Below are 13,521 nucleotides of genomic sequence, written 5' to 3'. Positions count from 1 at the left end.
GTCCCGCGCGGGCGCGGGGGCGGGTTGCCCCCCCGGCCCACGCCGCGCAAGGGTCAGGCCGGGCCGCCGGTGATCGAGCTGCCGGACTTCGTCAGGCGGTACGTGATTTGCGTGCCGCTCCAGAAGTGGAAGGTGAGGGTGACGGCGCCGTCGTTGACCTCGGCGAAGAACTCGGGCGTCAAGAGGATGGTGTTGGCGCTGTAGTCGGGCCGGAAGCTGCTCCAGAACTCCTTGTACGTGGTCCAGTTGGCCGGTCCGGCGGCGCTGCCGTCGGCGTACTCGGCTTCCATGGTGGCGAGCTGGTCACCGCGGAACTGGGTGGGGATGGTGAACCCGCTGGTCGTGCCGGTGGCTGCGGTCTGGGCGGGCGGGTCGTAGCTGATGATGCTGATCCGCCACGGCACGCCCTGCGAGAAGCGGGCCTCGATTGTGGCGTTGACGCCGGTGGCCCGGTTGCCGGCCAACCGGGTGACGGCCGCCCGGGTCAGCGTGAGGGTGCTGCCGGAGACGGAGTAGTCGGTGCCGCTGGTCAGTCGGGTGCTGCCGTGCCAGAGGCTCTGGAACGAGGCGCCGTTCAGGTTGAGGGTGAGCGACCTGCTGGTGATGTCGCCGGTGCGGGGTACGTAGACCTGATCGGTGGAAGCGGTGGCGGAGCGGGTGGTCAGGTTCGCCATCATCAACTCGTATATGCCCTGGTCCCGCCAGCGCAGCTCAGGCCGGTGCAGGAACGAACCCGCGTCCCACAACATGGTGGTGAGATTCCGGATGCGGGCGTGGTGGCCGACGGCCTCGAAGAACTTCAGCAGTTCGCCCCGTTGGATGATGCCCGGCCGGGTGTAGTCGTAGCTGAGCAGGGCCCACTCGCCGATGATCACCGGGATGTCGCGGGACACGAACGTGTCGTACGCCCGGTCGAAGGTGCCGATGATGTCCTGCTCGACGTTGCTGTCGTAGCGGGTGCCGCCGGCGATGTTGACGCTGAACGGCCACCAGCCGTAGAAGTGGATGGTGGCGACGAGGTGGGGGTCGTCAAGCTCGTCGAACGTGGTCAGCAACGCGTCCATTCGGGCCTGCTCACCGCTTGTGTGCAAGGTGGGCAGCACCAGCAGGCGGGTGGCGTTGTTTCCACCGGTCTGGCGTACCAGGCGGACGAATGCCAGATTCAGCTCGTGCAGGACCTGGTCGCTCTCGGCGTCGGAGGACGTGCCGGTGAACTGGGGCTCGTTGATGCTCTCGAACACCAGCTTCGACGAGTGGCCGCGGAACGTGTCGGCGAGTTGGCTCCACAGTGCCTCGTACCGACTCATCACGTTCGTACGGTCGGTGGGGTAGGCGTTGATCCATTGCCACGAGTCGTGATGCAGGTTGATCATTACGTAGAGGTCCTCCGCCAGGGACCAGTCGACGATCTCGCGGACGCGGTTCAGCCAGGCCGGGTCGATGGTGTAGTCCGGCGCCGGCCCGTGGTGGTTGCTCCACGTGATCGGCAGCCGGATGCTCTTGTAGCCCTGTGACCTGATGTGGCGCAGCATCTCCCGGGTGGTCAGCGGGTTGCCCCAGGCGGTCTCGTCGGGAATGGCGTCGAGGGTGTTGCCCAGGTTCCAGCCGGGCTGCATCGCCGCCACCATCTGCATCCGGTTGCCCGCCGGCGGGGTCACCGTCGGCGAGACCGTGGGTGAGGTGGTGGGGGAGAGGGTCGGGGAGATGCTGGGCGTCGGTGAGGGACCGACATTCCCGGTGCACGGGACCCCGTTCAACGTGAACGAGGTCGGCGCGGTGTTGCTACCCGTCCAGGATCCGTTGAAGCCGAACGAGACCGTGGCGTTCGTGGCCACGGCGGCGTTGTAGCTCATGTTCGTCGCGGTGACCTGGTTGCCCGACGCGGCGACCGTCGCGTTCCAGGCATGGGTCACCCGCTGGCCGGAGGGGAACGTCCATGCCAGTTCCCAGCCGTTGACCGGGTCACCGAGATTTGTCACGTTCACGTTGGCGGTGAAACCGCCCGGCCACTGGGACGAGACGTCGTACGCCACCCGACAGCCGGCCGCAGCCTGGGCGCTGCCGGTCACCATCGTTCCCGCCATCATCAGCGCGGCCACCGCACCGGCGACCATGCCGGCCCGCCAGGGGGTCCTTCGTCTGTTCTGCGAACTCATCAGCAACTCCTCGCCATAGTGGCGCCCGTGTCGTGGACCGGCCGTTCCGCCGGTTCGTGCTTTTCGGCGGACGGGCTACCAGCACAGGGCTTGGCGTACGAAGACTCGGGCCTTCAGCCGTCACGGCCGGGGATGCGCGGCGATTGACGTACCGATTGGTGCCCGGCCGCGCGCAACGAAGGGTGAGGGGATATGCGGACGCTGCCCTGACGTCCGCGACGAGCCCTGGAACTCCCACGAGGAAACTTTCGATCTCAAATCCTAGAAAGTTTCCGGGCGAGACGTTACAACTTTCTTCGATCGACGTCAATGAGTGCGCCGTGCGACTGCCTCGGGTCCGGGGCAATGCCGGCGTGGTGCGCCCGGCGGCGTCAACCCCGACGCCGGATGAACGGTTATCCTTGCGCCCTGAACGGTGTAGCGGCCATCGGCCGCTCGGCGATGGCCGACGCGGGCCCCGCGGCCACTAGGGATCGGTGAGAAGGTGGCCAGGTTGACGCGCGCCGAGTCGAGCGAGCAGCCCGTTGACCTGGAGCCGCAGCTCGGCGATCCGTTGCGACCGGTGACGATCGCCGCCATCGCCGAGTCCGCCGGTGTCTCGGTGCCAACCGTCTCCAAGGTCATCAATGGCCGGTCCGGTGTGGCGGCACAGACCCGGGCGCGCGTCGAGGCCGCGATCAACCAACACGGCTATCGCAGGTCGTCGCCGGCCGCCCGGTCCAACATGATGGAACTCGTCTTCGACGAGATCGAGGACATGTGGGGCGTGCAGATCATCCGTGGGGTGGAGCGCGTCGCCCGGCAGCACGGTGTGGGCGTCATCCTGACGGAGTTCGGCCCACAGCGCAGCGCGATCCGCTACTGGATCGACGACACTCTCTCCCGTCGCCCGGACTGCCTCGTGACGGTGGCGCAGTTGGATGACGAGCAGCGCAACCAGCTTCGCGCTCGTGGTATCCCGTTCGTGGTCTTCGACCCCACTGTCGAGCTGCCGGACGATGTTCCCTTCGTGGGAGCGACGAACTGGGCCGGAGGTCGGTCCGCGGCCCGCCACCTGATCGGACTGGGCCACCGGCGGATCGCGATGATCGCCGCGCCCGAAGGGATCCTGTGCTGCCGGGCCCGGCTTGACGGTTATCGTGCCGCGTGCGACGGCGCCGGCCTGAGCGGCGACCTGATCGTTCGGGCCGAACTGTCCCGGGAAGGTGGCGAGACGGCCGCGCTCGACCTGCTGAACCGCCCCGACCGCCCGACGGCGATCTTCGCGGCCAACGACCTGCAGGCGCTCGGCGTCTACCACGCGGCACGACGGTTGGGGATGCGTATCCCGAGTGACCTGAGCGTGGTGGGCTTCGACGATCTGCCCCTGGCGGACCTGGTCGATCCGCCGTTGACCACCGTCCACCAGCCGCTGACCGAGATGGCCGTCACCGCCACCGAGCTGGCACTAGCGCTCGGTCGTGGGGAGCGGGCGTCGCAGGTCGGCCTGGAGTTGGGCACCACCCTCAAGATTCGCCAGAGCACGGCACCGCCAGGGACGTCAGGTTGAGTAACTGAGCTCCGCTGGGACCAACGGCCTTCCGATCGTCACCGGCTGCGCTCCACGACGTACTCGGGTAGGCCGAGCAGGAATCGTCCGTCCTCGGTCTCGGCTGCCGGTCCCAACGCCCGCTGTCCTTCCCGAAATGCGGCGGCGGCCAGGTCACGGGCGCTGCGTCGGGCGGACTCGACACAGTCGTAGGCGAGCAGCCGCCCGTGCAACCAACGCACCTCAGCCGCCGTGCGCTGCGCCCGGGTCCGGCGCAGGAACGCGACGAGCCGCTCGCGTTCGTCCCCGGTGCACCGCCGCATGAAGTCGATGAGGATCAGCGTCCGCTTGCCCTCCCAGAGGTCGCCCGCGATCTCCTTGCCGTACCGGGCGAAGTCCCCGACGAGGTTGAGCGCGTCGTCCTGGATCTGGAATGCGGCACCCAGGTACCAGCCGTAGCGGTCGAGGACGTCGACCGCGTCATGCTGACCGGTGGCGACCAGGATGCCGGTACGGCACGGGTAGATGCAGGTGTACCACGAGGTCTTCTTCAGACACATCCGGTAGTAGTCGTCCGCGTCGAGGTCGCAGACGTTGTCCCTGATCCAGCCGACCTCGATCGCCTGCCCCTCCAGCGAGTGACGCAGCATGAGTTGGGTCTCTTCGAACAGCCGCCACGCGATCCCCGAGCCGAGAGCCCGGCGGTTGGCGGCGAGCCGCTGCAACGCGAGCAGGTTCGTCATGTTCCCCACGTTGAGTGCGACACCGACCCCGTACTCGCCGTGCAGGGTCTCTGCTCCGCGCCGCTGCTCGCTCTCGTCCTGGATGTCGTCATGAATGAGGAACGCGTTGTGAAACAGTTCCACGGTCACCGCGGCGTTGAGTCCCACCGACAGCGTGCCGCCGAAAGTTCGGCAGGCCGCGAGGCAGAGGGCGGCACGCAGCCCCTTGCCCCAACGCCGCGGGTACTCGCTCACCAGGTCGTAGAGGTAATGCGGGCCGCCCGACGGCACGCCAGCGAGGAGCGCGTCGATCGCGAGAGAGCGATAGCGCTCCAGCATCTGCGTGACATGACCGCCGGCCACGCCGGTGGTCCGGCTACCGGTCCGAGGGCGCGGGCTGCTGCGTGGCCTCCGGCTTGAGCCGGTCGACCAGCCCGTTCGCCATGTCCGGCACCAGCCGCGCGAGGTTGAGCACGCCGTCGAGGGCGTCGTGCGCGTCCGACGTGTACCGGCGGATGACCTCACCACGCCGGTCGTCGGAGGTCTTCAACTGCGCGACCACGGTGTCGATCAGTGCGTGCCCATCGGTGCGGACCCGCGTCACCAGCTCGTCGAACGCCTCCGGGTCCACCCTGCGGTCGGCGCTCAGCCTCTCCTCCAGCCGCCGCGCGCTGGCGATGCCCGCCGCGAGTTCCTCCTCCAGCACGCTGGCCGCATGGGTCACCGTCTCGGAGGTCTCCTCGGCCACCTTCTCAAAACGCTCGTCACTGCGCTCACGCCCACTGCTCTCCATGAGAGGAGTGTTGGTGACCCGCCGCCCGACCGGGTAGAGGTGTGTCGAGATGGTGACTCACGGTGATATGACAAGGCGTGCAGGGCCCGTGGCCAGCGCAAAGGACCACATCGATCGTGGCCACCGCGAGCAGCGACCCGACCGCCGGTAGGTGACCTTCGATGACGAGGGTCGCAGAACGGCGGGTCAGCGGTTGAGGTAGGCGGCCAGGCCGCCGAGTTCCTCGCTGGCGATGAAGACCGCCCGTACGTTGAGGATGGCCTCCTCGACATGGCGGGGACAGCCCCACGCCGAGTCGCCCCACGAGTCGGCGATCTTGATCTCGGCCGGTGCGGTGCACGCTTCGGCGCCGCCGAGTTGGCAGGTCTCCGGGTGCGGCGAGGCGGCCTGCGCGGCTGCGGCGGCCCGCATCTGGGCATTGAGTTCCGCGGCGGCGGCGGCCCGCTGCTCGGCCTCGGCACGAAGTCCCCGCTCCGCGCGTACCGCCTTGGCGAGTTCGTCGTGGGCTGCCTTGGCGCGCGCCTCGGCGGCGAGTTTCGCCTGCTCGATGTGGTGGCGCTCGATGGCCAGCGCCGCAGTGCCGGCGAAGATCCGGGCGAGAGCCAGATCGGTGTCCTGCGGCACGCGCGGGGTGCGGTGGTACATGGCGAACGTGCCCAGCAAGCTGCCGTCACGGGCCAGGATCGGCGTGGACCAGCAGGCGGCCAGTCCGGCCCGCCCGGCCAGGTCGCGGAAGTCCGCCCAGAACGGATCGGCGGCGATGTCGGTGACGATCACCGACTCCCGCCGGTGCGCGGCGGTGCCGCAGGATCCGACGCCCTCACCGGTGGCGATCCCGTCGATGGCCTGGTTGTAGAAGTCCGGCAGGCTGGGCGCGGCACCGTGCCGCAGGTGCCGACCATCGGGGTCGGCGAGCAGTACGGAGACGAGTATCTCCTGCGGCGCGAGATTTTCGATACTGCGCGCCATCCCGTCGAGCACCTCGGTCAACGGTGCCTGACGGGCGATCTGCTCCAGCAGGGCGTGGTGCTCGGCCATCAGCCGTTGGGCCTGCTTGACCTGGGTGGTCTCCACGCCGATCACACCGATGCCGACCACGCGGCCGTCGGCGTCGCGGCGCGGCTCGTAGGTGAAGTCGAAGTACGCCTCCCGCGCGTGCGGCTCGGTGCCCAGCACGACCCGGACGTCCCGGCCGGTGTAGGGCTCACCCGTGCGGTAGACCTCGTCCAGCAGGGCGATGAAGCCCTGAGCTGCCAACTCGGGCATCACCTCCACGAGCGGTACGCCGGTGCGGGCCCGTTGCTCGCCGATGGCGGCGAAGAACGCCGGGTTGGCCGCCTCCACCAGGTGCTCCGGCCCCGCCAGTGCGGCGAAGACGGCAATGGACTGCCCGAACAGCGTCCGTAGGTCCTCCGCCGCTTGACCGGTGCTCGCCGGATCCGCAGCAGTGGGCAGGTCACCTGGTACCGCCGTCATGGTGTCGGTTCACCTTTCAGCTGCCCGTGCGGGAGATCGATGGGTGGTTGGCCCACCGGATGACGGTGGCTACAGCACGCGGGAACGGGCTGAGGCCGCCGATGCAGCGTACCGGCAGTCGATGCGTCCGGCAGCGATGCAGCCGGCGCATCGGTGCGGGCGAGCCGGCAGCCGACCCGGGCTCGCCCTCGTCGTACGGACACCGCGTGTTCAGTGCGACAGCTGGCCCGCCAGCACCGGTTCGTCCTCCTTCGGCCGCTCGGTCGACTCCGCAACCGCGCCCGGTGCACCCTCGCCCGGCTGCTGGGCACCTCGACGACCGACCAGGTCCCGGACCGCCCGCCAGGAGCCGGGCAGGTTCGCCCCCATCGGCACGAGCAGCAGCACCTGGGCGGCCATCATGGCCAGCGAGAAGCTCCACAACCCCATCAGCACCGCGATGCCGACGTGCAGCAGCACACCGAACGGCAGCAGCCACCACCGTACGGCCGGACGCAGCAGCAGGCTGACGGCCAGGGCGAACTCGATCGCCAGCGGAGTCCAGGTCAGCAGGGCGACCGACACCGGCTGGTTCACCAGGGCGTCCGTCACCGGTTGCAACCAGCCGGGGGCGCCGAAGCTGTGATGGTTGAGCCAGTAGTACATCACGGTGCCGTCGGCCCACTCCGCCTTGCTGAGCTTGGCCACCGACGCCTGGAAGTAGATGCCGGCGACCTGGAGGCGGATCGCGAAGAGCAGGACGACCGCCGTGGCGACCAGCACCATGCCCCGACCGCCGGGGCGCACCACCCGGTCCCCCGGGGGCGACGGCTGCCAGTGCCAGCGGCGGGGGTCGGCCAGCAGGACCGGTACCAGCAGCAGGGTGAGTACCTGGTTGACCTGCTCGCCGCCGTCCGGGATGGACACGCTGGTGCTCACGCTGAAGGCGATCCACCAGTGCGGCAGGGCGGTGAACCGGGGTCGCCACCCGCTCGCCACCACCAGCAGTACCGCGACGCATGCCCATCGCACCAGGTCCGCGTGCTCCGGTCCGGCCAGACAGAAGGCGCCGATGTCGGACAGGCCGGTGCAGTGTGGTCCGGGTCCCCGGCCGAGAAGTGGCGTGAACAGCGCGTCGGCGTCAGTGAACACAAGTGTCGCGGCGGTCGCGGTGGCGAGCAGCGTACGGGCGAGCCCCAGCCAGGACCCCCAGGGCACCGCAACGGAAATGCTCGACGGGCGGCTGGTCAGCATGACACCTCCAAGCGAACGACGTGGGTGTACCGGAACTCGCCGGCGACCAGGTCCCGGTACGCCCACGGCACCGGCTCGGTACGGGCGATGACGACCGGGCCGCAGACCGAGGGCGTGTCGTCACCGCTGCGGACCGGTGTGGCCGGCTTCGACATCGCCTCGACGAGGCAGGCGTCTGTCGGTTGCCGGCACTGCTGCCAGACCGATCCGGGGATCCGGGAAACCACCAGGGCCAGTTCGGTGGCCTGCGCGCGGGCCGACCGGTCGAGCCCGAAGGCGTACCGCGGCTCGGCGTACGCGTCGGTGGTGATGTCGTCCAACCGACCGTCGGGGCGGATCGCGTGGACGGAGAGGTCGGGGGAGCGGGGCGACTTGGTGAAGAACGCCCACCCCTGCGGCAGTAGCTTCCGGAACACCGGGGCGGCCTGCTGCTGGCCGGGCAGCGTGACCGCGTTGCCCGGTAGGAACGTCTGCAGGTCGAACAGGGCGACCAGGCCCACCAGCAGCCCGATCCAGAACACCGGGCGGCGGGATACGACCACCTGGTTCCGGTTGTCCGCCATGTCATCTCCTCACGGAAGAAGGGGCGCGGGTGGGCACGGAAGTCCCACCCGCACCGGTTCAGATGGTGCGCAGCTCGGTGGCGAACAGGGCCATGAGCCGTTCGGTCTCCAGGTCGCGGCCGCCCAGGGGCCGCTCCCGGCTGTCGAGGAGCGCCACCACAACGAATACGGCGGCCACCGTGACCGCCACGGCCAGGGAAACCGCGACGGTTCCGACGTTCACCACCGCGATGGTGGTTTCCACCATGACCGCCGTGTCGGTGCCCTCTTCACCTTCATCGCTGAACAGGATCGGCCGATCTCCCAACGCCGCCTCCAACGCCGAGCCGGCTTCGGTAAGCGCGGTCTCGACCTGGTACGGATCGCCGCTGCGCATGCCGGTGGAGAAGCTGGCGAGCAGTCCGGGCCGGTCCGCCTCGGCCTCCTCGATCAGCCGGGTCACCGCCTGCACCGCCTCGGCAGACCGGTTCTTGCGCAGGTTCTCGGCGTCCATGAAGACGTACGGCAGGCGCTCCAGTTTCTGGCCCACCTCGCCCTGCAGGAAGAAGACACCACGCATCAGCGCCGCGCCGTCCGCCGTCGTACCCACGGTCGGCGTCGTCGCCACGGTTGCCGGGGTCCGGTCCTCGGTCGGTCGGGCGCTGGCCACGCCCTGCCCCGCGATCCCGGACACCACCAACGACATCACGAGCGCCGGCGCCATCAGTCGGCGCCATCGATTTCTGGGCACTCAGTTCTCCTCACCCTCGCCTGTGCTGGGAGTCCCGCCAGGCGGCGGGACCCGGCACATGTTCGCGGGCCGGTACCGACAGGAGCATTGGGGAAAGCCCTTACGTAGATCACCCGTCCGGATCACCTATCGTGAGCGAATGTCCATGTTGGTGGGTCGGGACGAGGAGTTCGCTGCGGTCCGCACCGGCCTGGCCGCGCTCGTGCCGAGGCAGCCGACGATCGTCGAGATCACCGGTGATCCCGGTGCCGGCAAGACCGCCTTCCTGACCCACCTGCTCCGTCAACTGCCGAGCGTGTTCCATGTCGACCTGGCCGCCCACCGGTGGACGCCCGCAGCTCTCGCCCGGCTCGGTCGACTCAGTCGGGTCAGGCCCGTCGTCGCTGTCCTCGACGACGCCCACCGGGCCGAACCGGCGCTGGCCGCGCTGCGGCACCTGCTTGTCGACGCGCCACCCCCCGGACGGCTGGCGGTGCTCTGCGCCTACCGGCCGCGGCAGGCGCCCCGAGGCCTGCTCCGCCTGGTCACGGGCACCGGCGCGGGGATACGACAACTGGCCGTGCCACTGGGCGCGCTCCCCGAAGCGGCGGCGGAAGCGCTGCTTCCGCGCGTACTGCCGGCGACCCGGCGTGCGACGCTGGCGGCCGCCGGTGAACGACTGCCCGGTCTGCTCGCCGTCCTCGGCGCTCACCCGGAACTGGTCGACGCAGACGGCATCCTCGTGCTCGAACGGGTCGTGGAACTCGGCTCGTCCCGCTGCCTGGCAGGGCTCCTCGGCCCGGAGATCGACCTGGCGGACGAGCCGACCCGGCGGATCCTGCACACCGTGGCCGTGCTCGGCGAGGTGGCCGACCCTGGTTTGGTGGCAGAGGTCGGCCAGCTCCGGTGCACGGCGACCGTCGAGGCGCTGGACCAGCTGGTCCGCATGGATCTGCTCCGGTACGCGGCCGACGACATCATCCTGCGCCCGCGGCACGCCCTGGTCCGGGCTGCGGCCTACCAGGATGCGCCCGCCGGTTGGCGGGCCGGGGCGCACCTGCGGGCCGACGCGGCACTGCGCCAGCGCCGCGCCGACCCGCGTACCTGCGGTTGGCACCTGCTGCGGGCCGGCGCGACCGCCTCCCGGTTCGCCCGTGTCCATGAGATCGCCCGGGAGCTGGTGACCCTCGACCCGCCCTTGGCGGCCCGGCTGAGTCGCCTCGCGGTCACCCTGGCCCCGCCGGACGATCCGGTGGCGCTCGGTGACGCGCTGCTGACCAGGGCCCGGGCAACGGCCGCATCCGGCGATCTCACCGATGCGCTCGGTCTTGCGCAGGCGTCACTCGACACGTTGCCTGGTCCCGACACCCGGCTCGCCGCGACTGTCCTGCGCGCCGAACTGGCAGACCGGCTCGGACCCAACGTCCCGGTGCGGGCCAGGCTGGCGCGGGAGCACACCACGACGGTGCGGCGGCTACGACCCCGGCTGTCCGTGGCGCAGGGCAGACTCGCCGCCAGGGACGGCCGGTGGGGCGAGCTGGGCCCGCTGGTCACCGAAATCCAGGCGGCGATCGGAGCGGAGACGGACCCACCGTTGGTGGCGGTGGCCCGGACCACCCTCGCCGCCCGCGCTGCCGCACACGGGTCCACCGACATAGCCGCCGACGAGTTGCGCGCCGCCGAGGCACTCGTCGACGCCATGTCGGATCGCGCTCTCGCCGGCTGCCTCGACGTCCCCGAATGGCTGGCCTGGGTGCAGGGCGTCGTGCTGGAGAAGGCTGACGCCCTGCGCCACGTCACCCGGGCGGTGGCGCTGGCCCGGGAACACGGCCAGGCGCACGTGCTGCCCGGACTTCTCGCAGGTCAGGCGCGGATCGCCGCCGGCAGCGGTCGACTCGACGAAGCGATAAGTGTGGCGATCGAGGCGGAACGGGCCGGACGCTCGGTCGGTGCCCGGCGGGCGGTGACGATCGCGTTGACCTACCGGGCGATGGCGCTGCTCTGGCGCGCTGGCCCGCAGGCCGCCGCCCCGGTCGGTGAGGAAGCCGTCCAGGAGGCTCGGCACGAACCGGCGCTGCACGACACCGCGCTGGCGGTCCTGTCCCACATCCGGTTCGCCCAGGGCCGGCACACCGAGGCGCGACACCTGACCGGCACGCTGGTGCAGCCCGGCCGGGGACAGCTCCGCCGACGGGATCTTCAGCCCAAGTGGCTCGCCGGGCACGCCGAGTTTCTGGTCGCCGGTGGCCTGCCCGACGAGGCGTACGCCTGGTCCCAGCGGGCTGAGGCCGCCGCCGCCGCGCTCGGCCTGGAGATCCGGCGGGCCGAGGCACGCCTGGCCACCGCACAGGTGCTGCTCGCCCGCCGGGACCCCGTCGGCGCGCTGGCAGCCGCCCAGGAATCCATCCGACTCTTCACCGATCGGCAGGCCGACCTGTCGCTCGGGGAGGCCCACCTCATGGTGGCCGGCTGTCTCGACGCCTTACGCGAATCCGGTGCCGCCCGGAATCACATTCACCTCGCCCGGGTGATCGCCGAACGCACGCCCTCCGCGTGGCTACGCCAGCAGGTGGTGAACGCCCAGCGCAGACACGGGGCCGGACAGCGGCGCTGGGCCGTGGTCACCGGACCCGATCTCACCCAGGCCGAGAGGCGGGTCGCCGCCCTGGTCGCCGAGGGCCTCACCAACCGCGCCGTCGCGATGCGGCTCTACGTGACCGAGCGGACCGTCGAGGCTCACCTGACCAGGGTGTACCGCAAGTTGGGGGTCAGCTCGCGGGCCGCCCTGGCCGCTCTGCTTCGCGACGGGGGTGGGGCGGTGCCGCCGGGCGGCACCCCGGGGACCGGGTGATACCTGTCCCAGTCGACCGCCCGCCGACGTGACGAGCCACGGTGCCCGCAGGCGGCATCAGCGGCGAATCAGTTCCGGGGCCGCGGTGTCCAGCGGCACGGCGGCGCCGGGCACGAGGCCGAGTTGGACGCTTGGCCGTGAACCGACCGCGGCGAAGATCCAGTCGGCGGCGGTGCGGGCGCGGTTCGCGGGCAGCGACAGCAGGTGGTAGCCGCGGGCCACGACCCGGGCCGGCAGGCCGGACAGCGGCACGTGCAAGGGGTTCGCGGTGGCCTGCCAGCCGCCGAGATCGACCACGAAGCCGAGGTCGCGGTGCCGGTACGGGCGAAGCCTGCCGACACCGTACGAGGCGGCGATGTTGTCGGCGGCGAGGCGGCCCTGCCGGACGGCGTGCTGGGCGGTCATCGGGGTGATCTCACCGGGGCGGGCGTGGTCGGGCACGGCGGCGGCGTCGCCGCAGGCGAGGATCTCGGGATGACCGGGCACGGCCAGGTGCTCGTCCACGGTGATCCGTCCCTTGGTGGTGGGCAGACCGGTGGCCTCGACGAGTGGGTCGGGTCGTACGCCGACGCACCACACCAGGGTGCGGGACGCCACGAAACGGCCGTCGGAGAGGTGGACCCCGTCGGCGGTGGCCTCGGTGACGGACGTACCCAGGCACACCTCGATCCCGCGCTGGCGCAGCACGCGCCCGGCGACGGCCGACATGCGTTCGGCGAGGCCGGGCAGGACCCGGTCGGCGGTGTCCAGCAGCAGCCAGCGCGGCCGGATCCCGTCGAGCCGCGGGTGGCGGTGGACTATCTCGTCGGTGAAGAGTTGGCCCTGTGCGGCTACCTCGGTGCCGGTGTAGCCGGCGCCGACGACCACAAAGGTGCAGCGCGCTTCCCGCTCGGCCGGGTCGTCGGTGGCGTCGGCCAGCTCGATCTGCTGGATCAGCCGTTCCCGTAGGTGCAGCGCCTCGGGGATGCCGCGGAAGCCGTGAGCGTGGTCGGCGACGCCGGGGATCGGCAGCAGCTTGTTGACGCTGCCCGCGGCGAGGACCAGGCGGTGGTAGGGCAACCGACCGGTGCGCCCCTCGGGGTCCACGTAGGAGACGGCGCGGCCGTCGACGTCGATGCCATCGACCTCGCCGAGCACCACCTGCACTCCGGGCAGGGTGTCGGCCAGCGGCACGGTGACCCGACGCGGGTCGAGCACCCCACCGGAAACCTCGGGCAGCAGCGGCAGGTAGAGGAAATAGTCGGTCGGGTTGACCAACACCACGTCGGCGGCACCGCGCGAGATGCGGGTCAGGCGGCGTGCGGCGTGAAAACCGGCGAAACCCGCGCCGATGATGACGATCCTGGGTCGGGCCATGATGGGTCCTTAGGGTTGAAGTGTCTGGGGTTGGAGCCCTGGATGCCCAGGACGGCGAGGTGTGGCTGATGACGGGTTGCCCTGCGATGGCTCGGGAGGAATGGCCGCCTCGCTGTTCTGGACGCCCCGGCCGC

The 13,521-nt window shown here is 70.6% G+C and carries 10 protein-coding genes; 2 read left to right on the top strand and 8 right to left on the bottom strand.

What is annotated here, in order from left to right; genetic code table 11:
* Nucleotides 1–53 precede the first annotated feature (53 nt).
* Nucleotides 54–2,156, bottom strand: a complete 2,103-nt coding sequence (locus KBX50_RS32200) for a cellulase family glycosylhydrolase (RefSeq protein ID WP_247674860.1) — start codon at nt 2,154–2,156, stop codon at nt 54–56.
* A gap of 484 nt (nt 2,157–2,640) precedes the next feature.
* Here KBX50_RS32200 and KBX50_RS32195 point away from each other — a divergent pair, with 484 nt between their 5' ends.
* On the top strand, nt 2,641–3,705 hold the full coding sequence (locus KBX50_RS32195; protein ID WP_210941610.1) for a LacI family DNA-binding transcriptional regulator: 1,065 nt from the start codon (nt 2,641–2,643) through the stop codon (nt 3,703–3,705).
* A 38-nt stretch (nt 3,706–3,743) separates the two neighbouring features.
* On the opposite strand, the gene KBX50_RS32190 is transcribed toward KBX50_RS32195, so the two are convergent.
* From KBX50_RS32190 to KBX50_RS32165, 6 genes are all read right to left on the bottom strand, one after another.
* The gene (locus tag KBX50_RS32190) at nt 3,744–4,745 is read right to left on the bottom strand and encodes a polyprenyl synthetase family protein (protein WP_210941609.1); all 1,002 of its coding nucleotides are present in this window, start codon (nt 4,743–4,745) and stop codon (nt 3,744–3,746) included.
* 37 nt (nt 4,746–4,782) lie between these two features.
* Complete coding sequence (locus KBX50_RS32185) at nt 4,783–5,199, bottom strand: hypothetical protein (RefSeq protein ID WP_093408461.1); 417 nt, start codon at nt 5,197–5,199, stop codon at nt 4,783–4,785.
* A 186-nt stretch (nt 5,200–5,385) separates the two neighbouring features.
* Nucleotides 5,386–6,675, bottom strand: coding sequence for a GAF domain-containing protein (locus tag KBX50_RS32180; RefSeq protein ID WP_210941608.1), 1,290 nt, complete (start codon nt 6,673–6,675; stop codon nt 5,386–5,388).
* Between the two features lie 210 nt (nt 6,676–6,885).
* Nucleotides 6,886–7,908, bottom strand: a complete 1,023-nt coding sequence (locus KBX50_RS32175; protein ID WP_210941607.1) for a sporulation-delaying protein SdpB family protein — start codon at nt 7,906–7,908, stop codon at nt 6,886–6,888.
* Entirely contained in the window at nt 7,902–8,471 is a 570-nt protein-coding gene (locus tag KBX50_RS32170; RefSeq protein WP_210941606.1) for an SdpA family antimicrobial peptide system protein, read from the bottom strand. The genes KBX50_RS32175 and KBX50_RS32170 overlap by 7 nt, the downstream gene beginning before the upstream one ends.
* Nucleotides 8,472–8,529: 58 nt before the next feature.
* Complete coding sequence (locus KBX50_RS32165; RefSeq protein ID WP_210941605.1) at nt 8,530–9,201, bottom strand: hypothetical protein; 672 nt, start codon at nt 9,199–9,201, stop codon at nt 8,530–8,532.
* 139 nt (nt 9,202–9,340) lie between these two features.
* Here KBX50_RS32165 and KBX50_RS32160 point away from each other — a divergent pair, with 139 nt between their 5' ends.
* Entirely contained in the window at nt 9,341–12,031 is a 2,691-nt protein-coding gene (locus tag KBX50_RS32160) for a LuxR family transcriptional regulator (RefSeq protein WP_210941604.1), read from the top strand.
* Between the two features lie 57 nt (nt 12,032–12,088).
* Here KBX50_RS32160 and KBX50_RS32155 read toward each other — a convergent pair whose 3' ends face one another.
* Complete coding sequence (locus tag KBX50_RS32155; protein ID WP_210941603.1) at nt 12,089–13,387, bottom strand: NAD(P)/FAD-dependent oxidoreductase; 1,299 nt, start codon at nt 13,385–13,387, stop codon at nt 12,089–12,091.
* Nucleotides 13,388–13,521 lie beyond the last annotated feature (134 nt).

This window comes from Micromonospora sp. C51 (genome assembly GCF_018070435.1).
GTDB classification, from domain to species: domain Bacteria; phylum Actinomycetota; class Actinomycetes; order Mycobacteriales; family Micromonosporaceae; genus Micromonospora; species Micromonospora sediminimaris.
Note: the sequence above shows the minus strand (reverse complement) of the source record. Positions and strands in the feature narration are given on the sequence as shown.

Bases quoted from the DNA above. Each gene is read 5' to 3' on its own strand.
- KBX50_RS32200 (WP_247674860.1), bottom strand. From the start codon at position 2,156: ATGAGTTCGCAGAACAGACGAAGGACCCCCTGGCGGGCCGGCATGGTC.
- KBX50_RS32190 (WP_210941609.1), bottom strand. From the start codon at position 4,745: ATGCTGGAGCGCTATCGCTCTCTCGCGATCGACGCGCTCCTCGCTGGC.
- KBX50_RS32185 (WP_093408461.1), bottom strand. From the start codon at position 5,199: ATGGAGAGCAGTGGGCGTGAGCGCAGTGACGAGCGTTTTGAGAAGGTG.
- KBX50_RS32180 (WP_210941608.1), bottom strand. From the start codon at position 6,675: ATGACGGCGGTACCAGGTGACCTGCCCACTGCTGCGGATCCGGCGAGC.
- KBX50_RS32175 (WP_210941607.1), bottom strand. From the start codon at position 7,908: ATGCTGACCAGCCGCCCGTCGAGCATTTCCGTTGCGGTGCCCTGGGGG.
- KBX50_RS32170 (WP_210941606.1), bottom strand. From the start codon at position 8,471: ATGGCGGACAACCGGAACCAGGTGGTCGTATCCCGCCGCCCGGTGTTC.
- KBX50_RS32160 (WP_210941604.1), top strand. From the start codon at position 9,341: ATGTCCATGTTGGTGGGTCGGGACGAGGAGTTCGCTGCGGTCCGCACC.
- KBX50_RS32155 (WP_210941603.1), bottom strand. From the start codon at position 13,387: ATGGCCCGACCCAGGATCGTCATCATCGGCGCGGGTTTCGCCGGTTTT.